This is a genomic window from Microbacterium galbum (assembly GCF_032464915.1).
In the GTDB taxonomy this organism is placed as follows: domain Bacteria; phylum Actinomycetota; class Actinomycetes; order Actinomycetales; family Microbacteriaceae; genus Microbacterium; species Microbacterium galbum.
Genome location: NZ_JAWDIS010000001.1, coordinates 1,156,359 through 1,177,314, shown reverse-complemented (window position 1 = coordinate 1,177,314; position 20,956 = coordinate 1,156,359). Strand labels below are relative to the sequence as shown.

Below are 20,956 nucleotides of genomic sequence, written 5' to 3'. Positions count from 1 at the left end.
CGGAACGTCTCAGAGGTCGTATCCGAAGGCCTTCAGGTCGAGGAAACGCCCCGGTTCCACCTCGACGGGGTTCTCGCGTTCCGTGAGCCGGCGGAACCCCAGCTTGCCGTAGAGCGCGTGGGCGCCGAGCATCTCGGGCCCGCTGTTCATGACGACGCGCGCCGCCCCGCGCTCGCGCGCGATCGCCAGCACGTGCCGCGTGAGCAGCTCCCCGATGCCACGACCGCGCGCCGACGGTGCCACGGCCAGCTGACGGAAATCGAGTTCGCCGTCCTCGGCGAGGGGTGACAGGCGCTCGCCGGGTCGGGGCGTCCACACCGTGCCCACGATTTCGCCGCCGTCCACCGCGACCCAGACTTCGCCCTGCGAGACGCGGCCCGCGACGTCGGCGAGCGAGTCGAGATACGCCTCGGACAGGCCGTCGTAGCTGTGACGGTAGGCGTCGGCGGTGACGCGACCGGCCTCGGCGTACTCGTGCGCTTCGACGAGACGGATCGTCACGGTCGATGGGGGCGTGGGGGTCATGGCATCCATTCTTCTCGCAGGACAGGCAGCGGGGCCCGGTCGCGGGCGACCGGGCCCCGCTGGAGGGTCAAGACTTCGGGAGTCCGGGAGGGTTGATCTCGCTCTTGTCGACGCCCTCCGACGTCAGGCCCCAGGCGTCGAGCACCTTCGCGTAGGTGCCGTCGGCGATGTAGGCGTTCAGCACGATGCCGACGGGCTCGATGAGGCCGTTGCCCTTCTTCGTCGCCGCGGCGATGTCGGCCGCGAGCGGCCAGCCGCCGGGGATGATGCCGACGAGCTTCGTCTGGCCGGTCTCGCGCGCGGCCCAGGCGGCGGTCGCGTTCGGGCCGAAGGTGGCGTCGACGCGGCCCGACTGCAGGGCGAGGGTCGCGGCGGCGGTGTCGTCGTAGTAGTTCAGCTCGGCGGGGGCCTTGCCCGCGGCGGTCAGCTCTTCGTTCCACTTCAGCAGCACCTTCTCCTGGTTGGTGCCGGAGCCCACGACGATCTTCAGGCCCGAGATGTCATCGGCCTCCTCGATCTTCGAGATCGCGCTGTCGGAGCGCACGTAGAAGCCGAGCAGGTCCTGGCGGTAGCTGGCGAAGTCGTACAGCTCCTTGCGCTCGTCGGTGACGGTGACGTTCGCGGTGATCAGGTCGTACTTTCCCGATTGGATGCCGAGCGGCCAGTCGGCCCACGCGACCACGACCGGGTTGTACTCCAGGCCGAGACCCTCGGCGATGAGCTCACCGATGTTCGGCTCCGTGCCGGCGACATCGGTCGCGGCTGTCGTGCCCTCGCGCTGGTAGCTGAGCGGCGGGACGAAGGCGCCGACCGCCACGGTGAGTTTGCCGGGTTCGATCGGGGTGAAGCCGCTCGCCTTCAGGGCGGCGACGGCCTCGGGCACGGCCGTGCCCGTGATGCGGGGGATGTCGCCCGTGTCGGGGTTCGCGCCGGCGGTGGCCGTGGGGGCGGCCGCGGCCTCCGCCTCGACGGGGCGGGTGAGGCCGATCGTGACGCCCACGCCGACGACGGCGACGAGGGCGGCGGCGATCACGCCGAGGGCGATCCCCTGTTTCTTGCTGAGGGCCATGGTGTGTGTCTCCTTGTGAGGGTGGGATGCCGCGGCGCAGGGTCGCGTCGCGGGGTCGGAGGTGGCTGAGCCTGTCGAAGCCACCGGGCGCATCGTGGGTGTCGGTCCCTTCGACGGGCTCAGGGACCTGGATTGCACCGGGCGCTTCGCCGGTCCCGGTCCCTTCGACGGGCTCAAAGGCCTGTGTCGGGGGTGCGCGTCAGCCGAGCACCTTCGCGAGGAACTCGCGCGTGCGCGGGTGCTGCGGGCGCACGAGCACGTCGTCGGGTGTGCCCTGCTCGACGATGCGCCCCTGGTCGAGGAACACCACGCGGTCGGCGACCTCGCGGGCGAAGCCGATCTCGTGCGTGACGATGACGAGCGTCGTCCCGAGCTTCGCCAGGTCGCGGATGACGTCGAGCACCTCGCCCACGAGCTCCGGGTCGAGGGCGCTCGTCGGTTCGTCGAACAGCAGCACCTTCGGTTGCAGTGCCAGGGCGCGGGCGATCGCGACGCGCTGCTGCTGGCCGCCCGACAGCTGCCGCGGGTAGGCGTCGGCCTTGTGCGCGAGCCCGACGCGGTCGAGCAATCCGCGCGCGAGCTCGGCGGCACCATCCTTGCCGAGGCGTCTCAGGGCCAGGGGTGCTTCGGTGACGTTCTCGAGCGCGGTCAGGTGCGGGAACAGGTGGAAGTTCTGGAAGACGATGCCCACCTGGGTGCGACGTCGCAGCACCTCGCGCTCGCGCAGTTCGTGCAGTCTGCCGTGGCGGAGCTCGTAGCCGATGAATTCCCCGTCGACGGTGACCGAGCCGGCATCCACGGTCTCGAGGTGGTTGATCGTTCGCAGCAGCGTCGACTTGCCCGAGCCGCTCGGGCCGAGCAGCGCCACGACTTCGCCGGGGTGCACCGTCAGGTCGATGCCTTTCAGCACCTCGGTGCCGTGGAACGCCTTGTGGACGTTGCGGACCTCGACGAGTCCGCGGGTGGGGGCGATGGCGCTCATGCGCGCACCCCGTTCGCGGCGGCGGGGCCGTCGGCATCCGTTCCGCCGGGAGGGGCGTCGCCGAGCCGTGCCCATTGCGCGCTGACCCAGCGGCGGGTGCGCTGCACCGGCGTCGGCGGAAGAGCGCGGGCCGAACCGCGGGCGTAGTGCCGCTCGATGTAGTACTGCGCGACGCTGAGGATCGTGGTGATGAGCGTGTACCAGACCACCGCGACCAGCAGCAGCGGGATCACGCGACTGTTGCGGTTGTAGATGACCTGCACGGCGTAGAACAGCTCGGGGATCGCGATGACGAACACCACCGACGCGCCCTTCACGAGCCCGATCACCTCGTTCGTGGCGTTCGGCACGATCGAGCGCATCGCCTGCGGGAGGATGATGCGGAACAGGCGACGGGATGCCGGGATCCCGAGGGCCGCAGCCGCTTCGTGCTGGCCCGGGTCGACCGAGACGAGCCCTCCGCGGATGATCTCGGCGGAGTACGCCGCCTGGTGAAGGCCCAGGCCGAGGATCGCCGCGGCGAAGGCGCTCACGAGCTGCACGGTGGGGAACTCGACGATCCAGAAGTCGGTCGTGAACGGGGTGCCGAGGCCGAGCGTCGGGTAGAGGTAGCCGAGGTTGTACCAGACGATGATCTGCACCACGAGCGGCACCGACCGGAAGAACCAGATGTAGCCCCACGCGACGGCGTTCAGCAGAGGGGAGGCCGACAGGCGGCCGAGGGCCAGCAGGGTCCCGAGCGCGAAGCCGACGACGGCCGAGATCGCGGTGAGCCCGAGCGTGTACCCGATGCCGATCAGCACCGGCTCCGCGAAGAAGTACTGCGCGAAGGTGCCCCACATGTAGCGGTCGTTCGTCACGAGGCTCCAGGCGAACTGGGCGACGACGAACAAGAGCAGGGCGCTGAAGATCCAGCGCCACCAGTGGCGGGTGGGGACCACGGCGATCGTGCCGAGGTCGACCTCGGCGGTCGACGCGGCAGGCGGTGCCGTGCGGTCGGCGGGTGCCGGCGCGGTGGTGGTCATGGCGTGCTCCTCGAGACTCCGGAACGACGCGGGGGCGTCGGTGGGTGAGGGTCACGGTACGACCGCCTCGGAGAGCTCCGCGAGGCGCGGATTCACGGGTCGAAACGCTCCGCCACGCGCCGAAACCCGGTGTCACGGGCGGTAATGCGCTCGACGGCAGAAGGGCGGCGCGCTAGCGGTGCGGACCGGGGTGCCGCGGTCCGGAGAGGCGCGCTGAGACACCGGCATCCGGAAGGCTTCCCACGGTGGGGACCCGACCTCGCCGGAGTCCGGCGCGGCTCGCGGTGCGGACCGGGCTCCCGGGCGGTGTTTCAGGCCTCGCGCAGGATCCGCGCCGTCACCCGCGTGCCGAACGCGAGCGCCTCGACGGGAACCCGCTCGTCGGCGGCGTGGAATTGTCCGAACACGTCGAAATCGGCGGGCACGCGCAACGGCACGAACCCGTACCCGCGGATGCCGAGCCGGCTCAGGTGCTTGTTGTCGGTGCTCGCCGGCAGCAGGTACGGCACGACCACCCCGTCGGCATCCTCCGCGCTGATCGCGCGCTGCAGCACCCCGACCAGCGGTGCGTCGACGGGCGACTCGATCGCCGCGATGTCGCGCGCCCACGTCACCTCGACGTCGTCGCCGACGACGGCGGCCAGCTCCGCGCGCACCGTGTCGTGCTGCCCGGGGACGATCCGCACGTCGAGGACGGCGCTCGCCGAACCGGGGATGACGTTGGGCTTGCCGCCCGCGGTCAGCACCGTGGGCGACGCGGTGTTGCGCTGCCCCGCGTCGAGGAGGGATGCCGCGAACCCGAGGTCGTCGATCCGCCCGCCCGCGCGCTCCCAGGTCTCGACGAACCGTTCGAGCGTCGCCGTGCGGACCACGGGGAACGCGTGCGCACCGACCGCGGCGACGGCCTGCGCCAGGCGCACGACGGCGTTGTCGGCGGTCGGACGCGAGCCGTGCGCGGCGCGGCCTCGGGCGGTGAGGGTCGCGGTCGAGACCCCCTTCTCGGCTGTGGCGACGAGGTACGCGCGCCGGTCACCGGGCAGCGGTAGCGAGAACCCGCCCACCTCGCTGATCGCCTCGGTCGCCCCGGCGAACAGCTCGGGGCGGTTCCGCACGATCCATCGCGCACCCCACACGCCCCCGGCCTCCTCGTCGGCGAAGAACGCGAAGATGAGGTCGCGGCGCGGCACGATCCCCTCGCGCCGGAATGTCCGCGCGATCGCCAGCAGCATGCCGGCGAAGTCCTTCATGTCGACGGCTCCCCGGCCGTACAGCATGCCGTCGTGGATCTCGGCGCCGAACGGCGGATGCGTCCAGTCGGCGGCATCCACCGGCACCACATCGAGGTGCGCGTGGGCGACGAGGGCACCGGCATCCGGATCCGACCCGGCCAGGCGCGCGATCACGCTCGCCCGCCCGGGAACGGGCTCGACAAGCGTCGTGTCGTACCCGGCGTCTTCGAGCTGCGCCTGCACGAACCGCGCCGCCCGGGTCTCGCCGTCGCCGATCGTCGCGGGGTCGCCGGTGTTGACGCTGTCGATGCGGATCAGGGCGCGGATGAACTCCAGCGCCTCCGCCTCGAGGGCGTCGGGCTGCGGGCCGCCCGGATGCGGCGACCCGGCCCCGGTCTCGTCGTCCACGGGGAGGAGCCGTCAGTGCTCGTGGGGACGGGCGTCCTCGCCGAGCTTGAACGCCAGGCGGCCGTGCGCGTACCCGCCGCCCGCGCGGATGGCGGTGGCGACCCAGGCGGCCTCGGCCAGCTCGGCCTCGGTCGCACCCGCCTTGACCGCGTTCTGCGAGTGCCCGTCGATGCAGTAGACGCACTGCGTGGTGATGCCGACGGCGAGGGCGATCAGCTCGCGGTACTTCAGCGGGATCGCGCGCCCCTCGGGAGCGAAGACCGCCTGATCGAACGCGGCGAATGCGGCGAGGATGTCGGGCGTCTCGTGCTTGTAGACCTTCGTGTAGGTCTTGTCGGCGGTGCGGTCGAAGTACTCGGACATGTGCTCTCCAGGTCGGGAACGGCGGGACGGATGCCAGAGCCCTACCGTAACCACCGCCCTCCGGCGCGCCGCGGGGCCGCCGTCACGCGCGGTCACACGCCGCTGTTCACCGCGCCCCCGCCTCAGTGCATGATCATCCCGCCGGTGACGTTGATCGCCTGCCCCGTGAGGTAACCGCCCGCGGGGGAGGCGAGGAAGTGCGTGACCCCGGCGACGTCCTCGGGCACGCCGAGTCGGCCGAGCGGTGACTTCGCGCTCCACGCCCTCACGTCGTCCTCCGAACGCGTGTCGGCGCCCATGTCGGTGAGCACGTAGCCGGGGCACACGGCGTTGACGCGGACGCCGTGGCATCCCCATTCCTGTGCGCCGGCGCGCGTGAGGGCGACGACCGCCGCCTTCGAGGCGGCGTAGTGCCCCTCGCCGCCGCCACCTTGTTTGGCGGCCATGCTCGCGATGTTGACGATCGTGCCGCCTCGCGCCTCGAGCATCCGGGGGGCGACGGCCTGCATCGTCACGAGCGTCGCTCGGGCGTTGACGTCGAGGACGAGATCCCAGTCGTCGACGGTGATGTCGAGCAGCGATGCGTGCTGGAACACCCCCGCGCAGTTCACGAGCACGTCGATCCCGCCGAGCGCCTCGACGGCTTCTCCGACCGCTCGTCGCGTGTCGAGGGGATCCCGCAGGTCGACGGCGAAGAACGCGGATGCCGCATCCTCGGCCGGGGCGCGGCGATCGAGCACCGCGACCCGGTCCCCGTCGGCGGTGAACCGGGCCACGATGGCGGCGCCGATGCCGCCCGAGCCTCCCGTGACGATGACGCGCTGCGACATGAGGTTCCTCCCGCGGGCATCGGGTCGCCCTGGCGGTCACGGTACGCCCGGCCCCGTACGCCGCGGAGACGGCGCTGTTTCGCGGCGGTAACAGGCGTCGGGGGGTGGGGAGGCGCCGATGTTTCGGCGGCGTGAAGCTTCGTCGTGACGGCGGCGACGGCGGCATCCGGCGGTCTACGCTCGGGGCGTCGTGCGATCAGCGGCATCCCGAACCCCACCGGAAGGACCCCCGTGACCGACGCCGTGCACCCGGCCATCACCGATCCGCCCGTGCGTGCGCACCTCGCGCGCCTCGCCGCTCAGGCAGGGACGATCCCGTCCGGGGCGACGGATGCCGACGGCGACGACGCCACGCGGATCGCCGAGTTGCGCGCGAACCCGTCGTGGGTGCGTCTGCCCGACGACCACGACCTCGAGTCGTTCGACCTGGATGCCGACGGCCTCGCCCTGCGCCTGTACCGGCCACGCGCCGGTCACCGCGGCACGCTCGTGTTCGCTCACGGCGGGGGATGGGTCGCCGGGGACCTCGACAACAACGACGCGCTGTGCCGCGCGCTGGCGCTCGCCGCCGGGACGCAGGTGCTCAGCGTCGACTATCGACTGGCGCCCGAGCATCCCTTCCCGGCCGGACTCGACGACATCGAGAGCGCGCTGCACTTCGCGGCGACCGGAGTGGAGGGGCTGATCGACCCCGCGCTGCTCGGAGTCGCCGGGCACAGCGCGGGCGGGAACCTCGCGGCCGCCCTCGCCCTGCGTGCGCGGGACGGCCGCGCTCCCGGCATCCGGGTGCAGGTGCTGCTGTGCCCCGTTCTCGACGCCCCCGATCCCGACCGTCCCAGCTACCGCGCCCACACAGAGAACCTGCCGCTGACCGCGAAGGGGATGCAGTGGTACTGGGGGCTGTACCTGCAGGATGCCGGTGGCGGGGCGCCCGTGGCCGCGTCGCTACCGCGGCCGGATGCGGCCGGTGCGGCGCCGGGTGGCACGACGGGGAACGGCGCGGCTGAGGTTCCCGTGGAGGCCGCGCCGCTGCGGGCGCCGGAGCTCGCCGGCTCCGCGCCGGCGGTGATCGTCGCGGCGGCCGTCGACCCGCTCTCGGACGAAGCCGAGGAGTACGCCGCGCGGTTGGCGGCATCCGGAACCCCCGTCGAATTCGTGCGGCGCGAGGGCGTGCCGCACCTTTTCCTCGTGTTCCCGTCCACGCCCGCGCGCGACGAGGTGCTCGCGCAGATCGCACCGGCGGTGCGGGCGGCGTTCGCCTGACCCGCTCGACCCTCGTCCCACTTGTGGTGGGTTGAGGGGCGCTGCACAGGCCCTTTCTGGGACACGCACCGCCAGAAGTGGGACAAGGTTCTGCTGGGGCGCTGCCTTCGCGCTGCGCTGCGCACCCCTGTCCCACTTGTGGTGGGTTGAGGGGCGCTGCACCGGCCGTTTCTGGGACATGCACCGACATAAGTGGGACGAGGCTCCCTGCAAAACCCCCGCCACCGGCCCGGAACACCGCGGAAACACGCCATTGTTACCGTCATCAACATGTCGCTCCTCGTCACGAACGCACGTCTCATCACGGTCCCCGCGGGCACCGACGACCCCGGCTACATCGAGCGCGGGTACATGCTGGTGCGGGACGGCCGTATCGCCGCGATCGGCGCGGGCGACCCCGATCCGGGACTCACCGCCGACGAGGTCCTCGACGTCGACGGCAAGTTCGTCGCCCCCGGCTTCGTCTCGAGCCACAGCCACCTCTTCACGAGCGGTTCGCGCGGACTCGGCGTCGACCAGACGCTGTACGGCTGGTGCACCTCCATGTTCAGCGTGCTCAACAACGCCTCGCCCGACCAGATCTATTGGGCGACGCTGCACGGTTCGCTCGACTTCCTCGCCAACGGCGTGACGACCGCCTACAACTTCACCGACCCGCTCCTGCCGTGGGAGCCGATGGTCGAGGGCAAGCGCGCCGACGGCGGCGGCATCCTGCGCGATCACGCCTGGCACACCCGACAGGCCGACGGATGCCATGACGCCGGGCTCCGCTTCGTCGACTCCATCGCGCTCGACGCGACCGTCGGCACCGACGACGAGATCTTCGCCCGGTTCGAGGCCTCCCTCGATCACGTCCTGGCCATGGACCCCGACATCGCGCTCGGTGCCTCGATCATGGGCCAGGTGCAGTGGTCGACCCGCCCCGACGCCGCCGAGATCGAGGTCGCCGTCATGGACCGCTTCGGCGTCACCAACCAGGCGCACTTCCTCGAGACGTACGAGGCGATCGAGCACCAGCAGACGAAGTTTCAGCTGTACAAGAACGCCGGCGCCCTCCGCCCCGGCATGATGTTCGGTCATTTCATCCAGACGACGCCGGAGATCATCGCGGATGCCGCCGCGGGCGGCGCGAGCATGTCGTGGCAGCCGGCATCCAACGGACGTCTGGCGTCCGGCATCGCGCACGTGCCCGAGATGCTGGAGCAGGGCATGAAGGTCGGCATGGGCCTCGACGACCAGGCGTGCACCGACGTCGCGGACCCGTGGCAGAACATGCGCGTGGGCATGTTCATGCAGCGCGCCCGCACCCACGACCCGCTGTCGATGATGCCCGAGCGCGTGCTGCGCCTGCACACCCTCGGGGGAGCGGAGATCATGGGTGTCGACGACCGGGTCGGCAGCCTCGAGGTGGGCAAGTTCGCCGACTTCGTGGTCGTTGATCCGCGGAAGCCCGACGTCGGCCCGCTGTGGAACCCGGTGCGCAGCTACGTGCTCGCGTGCGGCCTCCGCAACCTGACGCAGGTCTACGTCGGCGGGAAGCTCGTGAACGAGAACGGCGTCTCGACGAACCCGCTCGCGGTCGAGGCGTCCGAGGTGCTGCACACGCAGCTGCCCGCCCTGGCGGACGAGTTCGGCGTCATCCTCTAGTCCGACGGTTCCGCCAGCCCTGCGGCTCCGTTCTGCCCCGCGCCTCGCGCGCGCGGCGGTTCCTATCGCCCCGAGCGTCCAGAACGCCCGGACGTGCCGTGGCAGGCGCCCGGGTGTTCTGGACACTCAACCACGGGGACGCGCGCGTCACCCTCCGAACTCGGCCCGCACCTCGGCGATGTCTCCGAGCTCGTCCCGGAGCCGCGCGACGAGCTCCCCGCCCTCGGCGACCCATCGATCCCGGTCGGGGATCTCCTCGTCGAGGTCTCGGTCCTGCCAGTGCTCGTTCCAGGCCTCGAGCGCGTCCTGCAACTCGGGCGAGAGCGGCAGGACGTCGCGCTCGAAGGGATAGTTCTCGGTGTAGCTCTCCCACAGGGGAAGGCAACTGACCCACTCCGGGAAGACGCGGATGAGCCGACGACCGTCCTCGAGCCGCGGCGGCTGGGTGGATCGCAGGGACCGTTCCTGCCAGCTCCGGTGAGCCAGGCGCGATCGCTGCTCCTCGGTCTCGGGCTCCATGAGAACCACGCTACGCGTCACGTGATCGCCGCCGAGAGGATTCCGGTCCGCTCGACAGGCTCAGAGTCCTCGCTCGCGGCCGCGGCGCAGGCGCTTGAGCTCGCCGGAGCGTCCGGCCGAGCGCGCGGCGGTGAATGGCCGTCAGATCACCGACCATCCCCCGTCGCTCGGCAGCAGCGCGCCGTTGACGTTGGCGGAGTCGTCGCTCAGCAGCCAGGTGATGGCGGCGGCGAGCTGTTCGGGCTGGGCGACGGGCGGGACGACGACCTGCAGAAGAGGGCCGACGCGTCCCGCGGCGTAGGCGCTCCCCATCGGAGCCTCGATGTTCGTCGCGACCGCTCCCGGGGCGACGGCGTTCGCGCGGATGCCCTGCGGTCCGTGGAAGAACGCGACGCTCTTGGTGAATCCGGCGATCGCGTGCTTAGACGAGGTGTACGCCACACCGGCGGCAGATCCGCGCAGCGCCGCCTCCGAGGCGACGTTGACGATCGCGCCCCCGCCGGCCGCGATCATGAGGGGGAGCACGGCGCGCGTCAGGCGCATCGGGCCGGTCAGGTTGACGCTCAGGACCCGGTCCCAGGTGGCGTCGTCCACCTCGCTCGGCGGCAGGAAGGCATCCATGATCCCGGCGACGTTCGCCAGTCCGTCGACGTGATCCCCCGCCGCCTCGATGAGGGCGGCGATGGTGTCGGGCGCCGAGACGTCTCCGACCACCGTCTCGACGGCGAGGCCGCTCAGCTCCTCGCGCAGGGCGTCCAGCCGCTCGGCGACGACGTCGGTCGCGATGACGCGGCCGCCTTCGTGCGCGATCCGCGTCGCCGTGGCGCGCCCGATGCCGGACCCGGCGCCGGTGACGATGATGGTCTTGTCTGCGAATCGTGCGACGGTCGACGCGGTCATGATCTTCTCCTCCGTGAGGGCGCGAGTGCGCCACTCCCGGTTTTAGCACTCAGTGCCGAAAGGTGTCTATGGAACATCCGAACGAGCGTGCCGCGGGGCGACCGCGCACGATCGATCCCGGCCGCGTCTCCCTCGTCGCGCTCCGTCTCTTCGATGAGCAGGGGTTCGACGCGGTGTCGATGGACGACGTCGCAGCCGCGGCGGGAGTGAGCAGGCGGTCACTGTTCCGCCTGTTCCCGAGCAAGGCCGCTCTCGTCTGGGACGGGTTGGAGGAGTCGCTCGAGCGCTTTCAGGCCGCTCTGACCGAGAGCGCGAAGGAAGACCCGGTCTGGGAGGTGATCCGCCGCGCCTTCGAGGCCAGCGCGGCCATCCCCGCCGAGTCGATCGAAGTCACGCGCCACCGGCTTCGCGTCATCCGTGCGAACCCGTCCCTCGCGCAGCTCGGTGCCCCGACGATCGGGACGATGACGGATGCCGCGGCGCTCTTCGCCGCGGAACGGACGCACGCGCGACCCGACGACTTCTCGATCGTCGTCCGCGTGCATGTGCTCGCCGCGGCGGTCGATGCGTCCGTGGTCTGGTGGGCGCTCCACGGGGGCGAGGAGACTCCGCGGAGTGTGGCGGGGCGAGCGCTCCGCGAGATCGCGATCTGATCCCGAGGGCCGGGTCTCGCGCGTGCGTCCCGGGCTCTCGACGGACTCGGGGACCTCGCTCGTGCAGCGCCGCCGCGTCCGTGGTCACCGCCGCGCCACCCGCAACAACGCCTCACCCGCAGCCGCGATGCCCGCGGCCAGCGCCAGCGACACCGCGATGGTGACGAGAGCCGTCGCAGGCCCCGTGGCATCCAGAGCCGCTCCGGCGATCACCCCGCCGATCGGCACGCCGAGCGACATCGCGGCGGTCGGGTAGGCGAGCGTCTCGGTCACGCGGCCCTCGGGGGCGCGCGCGGATGCCACGAGGATGCCGGAGACCATCACCGGCGACACCGCGAGACCGAGCAGCAGGATGACGCCGAAGAGCAGCGGCACCGAGCCCTGGGCGAACGGGAGCCCTGCGGCGACGACGGCGGCCAGGGCGGCGAAGCCGATGTACCGCGCGGCGGGGGACAGTCGCCACGTCCGCGCCCCGGTCACGACCGATCCGATCGCGATGGCCACCGCGAGGGCGCTGAAGGCGGGCCCGGCGAGCCAGGGACGGTCGCCGACGTCGGCCCACCCGACGAGGCTGACGTCGAACGCCCCGAAGACGCCGCCGAGCGCGACGCAGGCCAGGGCGATCGGCACGACGCCCGCGGGCGGGAGGACGAGCCCGCGGCGCGCCCCGCCCGGCTGCGGGGGAGGCTGCGTTGCGCGCTGGGCGGCGAGCCATACGCCGCCGACCACTCCGAGCCCGAGCGAGCCCAGCATCGCCACCGCCGGATCCAGGGCGGCGGCCACCGCCGTGATCGCGGGCGGACCCGCGATGAACACCATCTGATCGGCGATTGTCTCGAGCGCCAGCGCCGGGGTCCGCTGGGACTCCGGCGCGAGCACGGTCCATCGCGCACGCACCGCGGAGGTCAGGTCGGGGGTGGCTGCTCCCGTCGCGAACGCCGCGACAAGCCACGTCCAGAACGGCGCGCCCGTCAGCACGAGCGCGAGCAGACCGGATGCCGCGAGCACGAGGCATCCGAGCGAGATCAGGATGACGCGGGCCTGGCCGTGCCGGTCCATCCGCGACGACCAGAGAGGTGCGGCCACGGCCATGCCGCCCACGAGCGGCGCCACGACGAGCCCCGCCGAGGCGAAGCTCCCGGTCGTGGCCGACACGAGCAGGATGATGCCGAGCGACAGCGTCGCGCGCGGGAAGCGCGCGAGGATGCCGGCGGCCACGAAGCTGCGGGCCCCGGGCAGGCCGAGCACCTGTCCGTAGGCGCGGACGCCGGTGGCCGGGGCGGCCGTGACGCTCACGTCGTCATCCCTCGGATGCCGGCATCCGGATTCGTCACGCCGTGTAGTCGAATCGGCTGATCTCCTCGAGCGCCTCGACGACGAACGAGACGCTGTCCTCGAACAGCTCCGCGCCGTGGGCGGCGTTCGCCCCCGTCGGGTCGCCGAGCACGCCGGTGGGGCCGAAGTCGTTCGAGAGCCACCCGAAGGTCACGGGCTTGCCGTTGAAGCCAATGTGCCGGAAGTCGCCGATGTGCGCCGGAACCGTGGCCTCGAATTTCGTGGCGTCCACGAGCTCGGGGCGCAGGTGCATGATCATGCTCGTCTCGCCGTGACCGGCGTGGATGCCGGTCCCGTGCTCGTCGGGGCCCCCGTCGGTGCCGTCGAACGAGGGCACGCGCGCGGCGGGCATGAAGAACGTGCGCAGTCCGAAGCGGCGCCGCAGCTCACGGTTCGCGACGTTCAGCAGCGCGACGTTGCCGCCGTGGCCGTTGAGGAACACGAGCGTGCGCGCCCGGGTCGTGAGGATCGAGCGGCCGATGTCGACGATGGTCTGCAGCATGGTCTCGGGCGTGAGCCACAGCGTCCCGGGGGCCCACGAGTGCTCGTCCGACTTCGTGATCGACAGCGTCGGCAGCTGCCACACGTCGAGCCCCTGGGCGGCGGCGCGCGCGACGGCGGCCGTGGCGGACGCCTCGGCGACGATGGCATCCGTCGCCAGGGGCAGGTGCGGTCCGTGGTGCTCGATCGCCCCGGTGGGCAGCACCAGGATCGAGTCCTCGGTGAGGGCCTCGGCGGCGGCGGAACCGCTCAGCTCGGCGAGAAGACGGGTCATGAGATGATCGCTCCCTTGCGCGCGCCGGTGTAGTCGGGGTTGAGCTTGCCGGGGTTCAGCAGGCCGTTCGGGTCGGTGAGGCGCGCGGTCTCGACCGTCTGCTCGACGTTGAAGTCGACGTTCCACTGGTGGGGGTTGTGCACGCCCACGCCGATGGCGTTGAGCGCGGCGATGCCGCGGTAGACGTCGTCCTCGCTGACGTAGGGGGCTGCCAGCATGCCGATCGGGAACGCCTTCGTCGACTCGATGTGCAGCTTGCCGCCGGCGAATACGCTCTCGACGGCCTCGATGTCGTCCGCGAGCGGCGCACCCGCGACCTCGAGGTGGAACACCTCGTGCGGCTGGCTCTTCTGGTACCACTCGATCGGGTGGTTGTAGCTGAGCATCGACAGGCGGATGCTGGCCTGCGGCCCCTCGCGCACCGCCTCGACACGTCCGCCCGCGCCCTCGACGATCGCGGTGATCTCCTCGATCAGCGACGCGTCGACGATCGCGCGCAGGCTCGATCGGCCCTCGGGGATCGCCTCGTCGGAGGGGAGGGATGCCGAGATCTCGGGCCCGTCGCCCGACACGAGCCGCGGGGTGGGCTCGAGATTGCCGATGGTCTGCAGCACGGCGAGGGTGCCGGCGAAGTCGGGGAAGCTCGCCCACAGCCCACGCCACTCGCGCAGCGGTTCGAGGCGGACCGTCGCGCGCACGATGACCCCGGCGGTGCCGTAGTTGTGCACGTACTTCTGGGCCTCGTCGCCCTCGACGTGGATGATCTGGTCGCTGCCGTCGGCGTGCACGACGTCGAGGGCGGCGACGAAGCCCCGATCGTTGGAGCCGTGTGCGATCGACCCGGTGCCCCCGGAGCCGCCCGAGAGGAAACCGCCGATCGTGGACTGCGCGGTCGACGGGTACATCCACAGCGCCTGGCCGGCGGCCCACGCGGCCTGCTCGAGCAGCACCATCGGAGTCCCGGCCTCGGCGGTGATGTACCCGTCGCCGACCTCGACGATGGCCTTGGCGCGCGTGGTGTCGATCACGAGGCCGCCCTGCATCGGGATGGCCTGACCGTAATTGCCGGTGCCCTTGCCGCGCACGGTGATCGGTACCCCGTGACGGGATGCCGCGGCCACGGCCGTGGCGATCTGCTCGGCGTCGGCGGCGAACACGACGAGGTCGGCGAGGCCCAGGGGGAGCTTCGCGGCGATGATCGGTGACATCGGGGAGCCGTCGACGCTGGCGCGCTCGCGCACGCGCGGTTCGGTGCTGACGGCGGCGGGGCCGAGCAGGTCGAGCAGTTCGTCCTCGAGGGAGAGGACGCGGGTGGCGGTGTCGCTCATGGGTGTTTCTCCGGGTGGGGCGGGTGGGGTGGATGCCGCGGTGCGGCCGAGCTCGTCGTCGTCACCGGTCGTGCGGTGGGGCGGAGGTGGCTGAGCCTGTCGAAGCCACCGGGGGTGTCGGGGGCTCCGGTCCCTTCGACGAGCTCAGGGGCCCGGGGCGCGAGAGGGAGCCGAACGGCCCGGCCCGCACGAGGCGGACCGGGCCGAGCGGGTCAGAACGAGATCGAGGTGTCGATGAACTCGTTCGTGTAGAGGTCGGCCGGGGTGTAGCCCGACGCGGGCGGGGTGCCGAGGTCGGTGTAGACCTTGCCGGCCTTGTCGAAGAAGTCCGCGAAGCGGTCGTCGTCGAAGTTGCCGTAGGTGGAGTCGGGGCCGTCGCCCACGAGGCCGAGGTCGACCTGAGTCTTCACGGAGTAGTCGGCCACGCCCTGCGTGTAGGTCCAGCCGGTGGCGTACTCGTCGACGAGCTTCAGGATGAGGTCGTTCGCGGCGGAGGGGTCCTTATAGTACGCGACGCCGGCCTTCTGCAGCACGGGCACGAGCTTCGACAGGCACGGCGACAGCTCGTCGAAGGAGTCGGACTTGACCGAGACCGACGACTGGTAGGTCTGCCACCCGGCGTCGTGGATCAGGGCGAAGTCGACCGGCTTGCCCCAGGCCGACACCTCGTTCTGGTAGACGTACGGCTCGGCCGAGGCGAAGCCCTGCTGCATGTCCTTGCCGCCGGCGGCGACGAAGTTCGAGGGCGTGCCGTCGTACGAGCCGTCGAGGATCGCCGAGTCGGCGAGACCGGCGCTCTTGAGGTACTCGATGTAGGCGGAGCCGTCGAAGTAGCGCCAGACGCCGCCCTTCGCCGTGAGGGCGGCCTTGACGTCATCGATCGTCTTGACGTCGGGGTAGGTCTCCGGGTCCCACATGACCATCGTCGGGCTGATGTCGAGAGGGGCGAAGACGGCCTTGGTGGGCGTGGTCGACGAGAGCTGGATCGCCTCGTCGGTGCTGATGTAGCCGAGGGTGATCGCGTCGTCCTGGTACATCTGCGCCGAGACCGTCTGGAAGCCGATGGCGGGGCCGCCGGCTCGGATCTCGAGGTTGACGCCGGTGTATTCGCCGTCCGACATGAGGGGACCCGTGACCGCCTTGGTGTTGGCGTCGATCGTGTAGTCGTCCTTGATCATCTCGTAAAGGTGACCGTGCTCGGCCTCGGGGTTCCAGTCGGTCTGGACGACGATCGTCGAGGGGCAGTCGGTCGAGAGGTCGACCGAACCGATCTCCATGTCGGAGGAGGCGGCCGGCGCACTCTCCGCCGCGCTGCCGGCGCAGGAGGTGAGGGTCAGGGCGATCGCGACGGCGCCGGTGACGGCGGTGCCGCGGAGAAGGGTGGAGCGCTGCATGCTGGTTCGCTTTCTGTGACGTCGGTGGTGCTCGGGTGCGGGAGGGGGAGCTGCGGTATTTCGGGTACGCCGGATGCCGCCTCCGGCGCATGCGCGCGGGAGGGCGGTGCGGTGGCATCCGGGGTCTAGAGGGCGCTTTCGTACCAGCGGCCGACGGCCACCTTCGACAGCCAGCCGAAGAACGCGAAGATCGCGACGCCGAGCAGGCAGGCCGCGAGGATGGCGGCGAACAGCTCGGCGCTCTGCAGGCGCGACTGGTAGTTGGCGATGAGTGAGCCGATGCCCGGCTCGCCGCGGCGGAAGAAGTAGTCACCGACGATCGCGCCGATGACCGACAGGCCCGCCGAGGTGCGCATGCCGACGAAGATCGAGGGCAGGGCGGCGGGGAGGGTGAGCTTGGTCAGCACCGTCCACTTGTTCGCCTTCTGCAGGCGGAACAGCTCGCGCTGCGACTTGTCGACCGACTGCAGGCCGAACAGCGTGTTCGAGACCATCGGGAACAGGGCGATCAGCACGCAGACGATCACGCGGGCGGTGAACTCGTACCCGAACCAGAAGCCGACCAGCGGCACGAGCGCGAGGATCGGGATGCACTGCAGCATCACCGCGTAGGCGTAGGTCGAACGCTCGACCCACCGCGCCAGCGACATCGCGATCGCCCAGCCGATGCCGAGGATCATCGCCACCGCGAGGCCGGTGAGCGCGACGCCGGTCGTCCGGAACAGGGCGATCCAGATGTCGGCGCCCACCTGCGGGTCGAAGAACCCCAGCGTGAACATCTCGTGCGGCATCGGCATGAGGAAGCCCTTGCCCGACGCGGCCAGGGCGATCGACACGGCGTACCAGCCGCCGAGCAGCACGACGAGGACCGCGAGCGGGGGACCGATGACGGCGGCGCGGGATCCGAAGCCCCGACGACGCGGTGCCGTGCGGGTGCGGGGCGGCTCGACCGGGGGAGTGGATGCCGGGGGTACGGCCGCCTCGTCGACGACGGGCTCAGCGGAGGTGGTGCTCATGAGTGTCCTTCCCGGAGGGCGTGGGAGACCTCGCCGACGAGCTTCGCGAACTCGGCGGTGTAGCGGATCTCGGGGTCGCGCGGCATGTCGAAGGGGACCTCGAACGTGTCGACGAGGTGGCCGGGGCGACCCGACATCACGACGACCTTCGTGGAGAGGTAGATGGCCTCCGAGACCGAGTGGGTGATGAAGAGCCCGCCGAACTTCTGCTCGACGAAGATCTTGATGAGCTCGTCGTTCAGGCGTTCGCGGGTGATCTCGTCGAGCGCACCGAAGGGCTCGTCGAAGAGGAAGAGCTCGGGGTCGAGCGTGAGGGAGCGGGCGAGCGAGGCGCGCATCTTCATGCCGCCCGACATCTGCTTGGGGAGGTGCTTCTCGAACCCCTTCAGGCCGACGAGGTCGATCGCCCACTGGGCCTTCGGGGTGCGCACGCGCTTGGGCTGCCAGTTGAGCTCGGCGAGCAGCTCGACGTTGGCCTGCACGTCGCGCCACGGCAGCAGGGTCGCGTCCTGGAAGACGTAGCCGATGCGGTCGGTGTTGACGGTCGCGGTGCCCTCGCTGGCGGATTCGAGACCCGAGGCGATGCGCAGCAGCGTGGATTTACCGCAGCCCGAGGGGCCGACGACGCTGACGAACTCGCCGCGCTCGACAGTGAGGTCGACGCCCGAGAGGGCGGTGGTGCCGTTGGGGAACGTCATGGCGACGTTGCGGAAGTCCAGGATCGGCGCGGTGGGATCCGCGACGGATGCCGGGGCGGGGGAGGCCAGGGTCACGGGGGCGCTCACTTTCCGTGGGGTCGGGTTACGACGCCGTCGCGGGTGCGGCGGTGCGGGTGGGGACGGACGAGGAGAGGGCGGCGGTCTCGGTCGCGACGCGGGTGCGGCTGACGAGACGTCCCCGATGGATGACAACGCGGTCGGCAGTGGCGAAGGCGACGGCTTCGCCGAGGGAGTCCGCCTGGATCGCCAACAGTTCCGCCCGCGCGCCGGCGACCGGTCCCGCGAACGGCAGCCCCATCACGTCTCGCGCGCCGACGGTGACGGCCTCCAGGGCGTCCTCCGGGGCGAGGTGCCCGGCGCTGACGAGCAGCGAGGCGGTCTCGAGGTGGTCGCAGCGGCCCACCGGGTTGAAGGGGTCGCGCACGTTGTCGGCTCCGGCCGCGACGCGGACGCCGGCGGTCTTGAGCCGTCCGATCGGCGCGATCCCGCGGGGCACGGCGTGCTCGGCATCCCATCCCTGCAGGTACAGGTTGGTGATCGGCAGGGCGATGACGCCGATGTCGGCGGTGCGGACCTGCTCTGCGAGGGCGGTGAGGTCGGCCGCGGGCATCATGCTCAGCCGCACGCAGTGGCCCGCGGTCCGTGGCCGGTGCCAGCCGGTGACGGCTCGGGCGTAGGCGGCCAGGGTGTCGGCTCCCGCGAGGCTCTCGTCGGTGTGCAGGTCGAGGCCGACGTCGCGGCGCCGGGCGAGGGCGACGAGGCGTTCGAGGTCGGCGACCGGGTCGTCGGCGAGATGCGGCGCACCGCCCACCAGGTCGACGCCCGCGTCGAGCGCGGCCTCGAAGACCTCGTCGGCGACCGTGGGGCCGCCGAGGGCCACGAGCTCGAGGTCCATGACTCCCGCGAGCTCCGCCCGCAACCGGACCAGGGCGCGGACACCGGTGAGGGCGTCCTCTCCGCGCAGGAGGTCGACGTGGGTGCGGACGGAGGTGATCCCGGATGCCAGCATCCGCAGCGCCGTGGAACGGGCCCGGCGCAGCGTGTCGTCCTCGTCCAGGGTCAGGGCGAAGGCGTGCCAGCTCTCGATGGCGCGCTCGAGGTCGCCGAACGGGGGCCGGATGGCATCCCACGACTGCGACTTGTCGAGGTGGGCGTGCGGCTCGGCGCCGGCGGCGGTGACGAGGTAGCCGGGGAGGTCGAGCACGACGCCGTCGGTCTCGGGCAGCGGGGTGCCGGCCGGGACCACCGCGAGCACCGTGTCGCCGTCGAGCGCGATGTCGACGATGTCGCCGGAGGCGAGTCGCACACCCCGCAGAGCGGCGATCGAGACGGGTGGAACGGCGGACACGAAGACCTCCGGAGAGTCGGGAAGGCAGGAGTCGAGACGAGCGCCACGGCGATGGGGCGAGCCGCTCGGGGCGGCTGCGTCAGTGTTGGTGTGAGCAACATCTGGCGGTGATCCGATGCTAGGAAGCGTGCGTTTCCGCCGTATTTCTCCCGCGTGACCCTCATGACAAACATGTCGGACAGGCTGCGGTTCGGTGCGTGAACGCGGGATGCCGACAGCGTCCATGCGTTCGTCGCGGACGACGCGCGCCCCCGCCTCTCGCGAGGGTGGTCGACGTCGGCTCAGCGCGCCCGAGCGAAGATCCCGCGCGCGTCGGCGTAAACCGCCTGCACACGGTCGACGTGGCGACCGAAGTCGAGCGCCGCGGCGCTCGCGGCGGCCCCCCGGGCCAGGCCCTCCCGCAGCGTCGCATCGTGCGCGAGGCGACGCAGGGCGCGGGCGAGCGACCCCGGTGTGGCGTCCGTCGTCACGAGTCCGTTCTCGCCGTCTCGCACGAAAGCGCCGGCGGCCTGGGGGGTCGCGATCACCGGGCACCGCATGAGCAGGCTCTCGGCGATCACGAGCCCGAACGTCTCGGGCCAGAGCGAGGGGAACACCAGCGCCGTCGCGGAGGCGATCAGGTCGGCCTTCTGCTGGGCGTCGACCCATCCGGCGTAGGTGATCCTCCCCGTCGCCGCCGCGCGTTCGATGGTCGGCCGCTCGGGGCCGTCGCCGGCGACGACCAGCTCTGCGTCGATGTCGGCCTGCTCCCACGCCCGCAGCAGCAGGTCGATGCCCTTGGTCGCCTGGAGCTTGCCGAGGAACACGAAGCGCGGACGGGTGCGTCCCCCGGTCTCGATGTGGGCGGGTGAGACGGCGGGTGCCGGCCACCCGTGCGGAACGACCCGCTGCTCGACACCCTCGGCGGGCATGCCCAGGGCATGGTGACGGGCCAGTGCGCGCTCGCTCGGGAACACCAGGATGCTGGCGCGTTGGGCCGCGAGCCAGTTGGCGCGAGCGCGCAGCCGCTGCACGCCGCCGAGACGCGCGGGCTCGTGTCCGTCGCGGATGGAGGTGGACGTCGTGTCGACGAGGCAGTAGTCGTGCGCGGTGTGCACCACCGCGCCGTGTCGAGCCCGGAGCACCTGAGCGCCCACGCCTTGGAAGCGGTGGACGTGCACCACTGCGTCGGACCGCGCCTCCTCCGGCATCCAGGTCGCCGGTCCGAGGGTGCCGAGCACGTCGAGCGCGTGGAACGCGATCTTGGCGGCGGTGCCCGCTCCGTGCTGGTCGGGGCGATACGGGCGATAGGTCGCGCGCACGCGCACGGCCACGCCGGCTCGGCGCGCCCGCTCGACGGTGTCGGGGTCGGTCCACGCGGTGAGGATCTCGACCTCGTCACCTCGCCGGGCCTGCTCGGAGGCCAGGGCGAGCACGTACGACTCGGCCCCGCCCAGCGATGCGACGAAGCTGCTCTGGACGTGCGTGATCCTCACCTCGGCTCCCTTCCCGGGCGGACACTACGCGTCGGTGGAAGCGTCGACGCCCCCGGTCTCGCGTGGCCGCGCGGCATCGTGAGCGCGCACCGTCCCCGTTCTCACCCGCTGGCGGAACTCGCCGCGACCGGCTGCTTCACCCGCCCTGTGCGG

Annotated in this window: 20 protein-coding genes; 3 read left to right on the top strand and 17 right to left on the bottom strand. The window is 71.5% G+C overall.

What is annotated here, in order from left to right; all coding sequences use genetic code 11:
• Window positions 1–9: 9 nt before the first annotated feature.
• The 7 genes from RWH45_RS05550 to RWH45_RS05520 form a co-directional block, all read right to left on the bottom strand.
• Window positions 10–525: a GNAT family N-acetyltransferase gene (locus RWH45_RS05550; protein ID WP_315993882.1), complete on the bottom strand. Its 516-nt coding sequence runs from the start codon at window positions 523–525 to the stop codon at window positions 10–12.
• 67 nt (window positions 526–592) lie between these two features.
• A complete protein-coding gene (locus RWH45_RS05545) occupies window positions 593–1,594 on the bottom strand; it encodes an ABC transporter substrate-binding protein (RefSeq protein WP_315993881.1) in 1,002 nt (333 codons plus the stop codon).
• Between the two features lie 199 nt (window positions 1,595–1,793).
• Window positions 1,794–2,576: an amino acid ABC transporter ATP-binding protein gene (locus tag RWH45_RS05540; RefSeq protein ID WP_315993880.1), complete on the bottom strand. Its 783-nt coding sequence runs from the start codon at window positions 2,574–2,576 to the stop codon at window positions 1,794–1,796.
• Window positions 2,573–3,601, bottom strand: a complete 1,029-nt coding sequence (locus RWH45_RS05535; RefSeq protein ID WP_315993879.1) for an amino acid ABC transporter permease — start codon at window positions 3,599–3,601, stop codon at window positions 2,573–2,575. The genes RWH45_RS05540 and RWH45_RS05535 overlap by 4 nt, the downstream gene beginning before the upstream one ends.
• 311 nt (window positions 3,602–3,912) lie before the next feature.
• Window positions 3,913–5,238: a M20/M25/M40 family metallo-hydrolase gene (locus RWH45_RS05530; RefSeq protein ID WP_315993878.1), complete on the bottom strand. Its 1,326-nt coding sequence runs from the start codon at window positions 5,236–5,238 to the stop codon at window positions 3,913–3,915.
• Between the two features lie 12 nt (window positions 5,239–5,250).
• Window positions 5,251–5,601, bottom strand: coding sequence for a carboxymuconolactone decarboxylase family protein (locus RWH45_RS05525; protein WP_315993877.1), 351 nt, complete (start codon window positions 5,599–5,601; stop codon window positions 5,251–5,253).
• Between the two features lie 122 nt (window positions 5,602–5,723).
• Window positions 5,724–6,431 carry an SDR family NAD(P)-dependent oxidoreductase gene (locus tag RWH45_RS05520; RefSeq protein ID WP_315993876.1) on the bottom strand — a complete coding sequence of 236 codons (708 nt, stop codon included), beginning with the start codon at window positions 6,429–6,431 and terminating at the stop codon, window positions 5,724–5,726.
• Between the two features lie 231 nt (window positions 6,432–6,662).
• Here RWH45_RS05520 and RWH45_RS05515 point away from each other — a divergent pair, with 231 nt between their 5' ends.
• Window positions 6,663–7,694, top strand: coding sequence for an alpha/beta hydrolase fold domain-containing protein (locus RWH45_RS05515; protein ID WP_315993875.1), 1,032 nt, complete (start codon window positions 6,663–6,665; stop codon window positions 7,692–7,694).
• A gap of 270 nt (window positions 7,695–7,964) precedes the next feature.
• Window positions 7,965–9,341 carry an amidohydrolase family protein gene (locus tag RWH45_RS05510; protein ID WP_315993874.1) on the top strand — a complete coding sequence of 459 codons (1,377 nt, stop codon included), beginning with the start codon at window positions 7,965–7,967 and terminating at the stop codon, window positions 9,339–9,341.
• Between the two features lie 147 nt (window positions 9,342–9,488).
• Here RWH45_RS05510 and RWH45_RS05505 read toward each other — a convergent pair whose 3' ends face one another.
• Together RWH45_RS05505 and RWH45_RS05500 are read right to left on the bottom strand one after the other, a co-directional pair.
• The gene (locus RWH45_RS05505; RefSeq protein ID WP_315993873.1) at window positions 9,489–9,860 is read right to left on the bottom strand and encodes an immunity protein CdiI family protein; all 372 of its coding nucleotides are present in this window, start codon (window positions 9,858–9,860) and stop codon (window positions 9,489–9,491) included.
• 141 nt (window positions 9,861–10,001) lie between these two features.
• On the bottom strand, window positions 10,002–10,760 hold the full coding sequence (locus RWH45_RS05500) for an SDR family NAD(P)-dependent oxidoreductase (RefSeq protein ID WP_315993872.1): 759 nt from the start codon (window positions 10,758–10,760) through the stop codon (window positions 10,002–10,004).
• A gap of 68 nt (window positions 10,761–10,828) precedes the next feature.
• On the opposite strand from RWH45_RS05500, the gene RWH45_RS05495 reads away from it, so the two are divergent.
• On the top strand, window positions 10,829–11,413 hold the full coding sequence (locus RWH45_RS05495; protein ID WP_315993871.1) for a TetR/AcrR family transcriptional regulator: 585 nt from the start codon (window positions 10,829–10,831) through the stop codon (window positions 11,411–11,413).
• Window positions 11,414–11,497: 84 nt separating this feature from the next.
• Here the strand turns inward: RWH45_RS05495 and RWH45_RS05490 are convergent, their stop codons facing one another.
• The 8 genes from RWH45_RS05490 to RWH45_RS05455 form a co-directional block, all read right to left on the bottom strand.
• Window positions 11,498–12,709, bottom strand: a complete 1,212-nt coding sequence (locus RWH45_RS05490; RefSeq protein ID WP_315993870.1) for an MFS transporter — start codon at window positions 12,707–12,709, stop codon at window positions 11,498–11,500.
• 34 nt (window positions 12,710–12,743) lie between these two features.
• Window positions 12,744–13,523: a creatininase family protein gene (locus RWH45_RS05485; RefSeq protein ID WP_315993869.1), complete on the bottom strand. Its 780-nt coding sequence runs from the start codon at window positions 13,521–13,523 to the stop codon at window positions 12,744–12,746.
• Window positions 13,520–14,851, bottom strand: coding sequence for an FAD-binding oxidoreductase (locus RWH45_RS05480; protein ID WP_315993868.1), 1,332 nt, complete (start codon window positions 14,849–14,851; stop codon window positions 13,520–13,522). The genes RWH45_RS05485 and RWH45_RS05480 overlap by 4 nt, the downstream gene beginning before the upstream one ends.
• Before the next feature lie 212 nt (window positions 14,852–15,063).
• Window positions 15,064–16,245: an ABC transporter substrate-binding protein gene (locus RWH45_RS05475; RefSeq protein WP_315993867.1), complete on the bottom strand. Its 1,182-nt coding sequence runs from the start codon at window positions 16,243–16,245 to the stop codon at window positions 15,064–15,066.
• A 125-nt stretch (window positions 16,246–16,370) separates the two neighbouring features.
• A complete protein-coding gene (locus tag RWH45_RS05470) occupies window positions 16,371–17,261 on the bottom strand; it encodes an ABC transporter permease (RefSeq protein ID WP_315993866.1) in 891 nt (296 codons plus the stop codon).
• Complete coding sequence (locus RWH45_RS05465; protein ID WP_167494159.1) at window positions 17,258–18,034, bottom strand: ABC transporter ATP-binding protein; 777 nt, start codon at window positions 18,032–18,034, stop codon at window positions 17,258–17,260. Before RWH45_RS05465 ends, RWH45_RS05470 begins: the two co-directional genes overlap by 4 nt.
• 28 nt (window positions 18,035–18,062) lie before the next feature.
• Entirely contained in the window at window positions 18,063–19,328 is a 1,266-nt protein-coding gene (locus RWH45_RS05460; protein WP_315993865.1) for an amidohydrolase family protein, read from the bottom strand.
• Window positions 19,329–19,609: 281 nt separating this feature from the next.
• A complete protein-coding gene (locus RWH45_RS05455; protein ID WP_315993864.1) occupies window positions 19,610–20,803 on the bottom strand; it encodes a glycosyltransferase in 1,194 nt (397 codons plus the stop codon).
• Window positions 20,804–20,956: the final 153 nt, after the last annotated feature.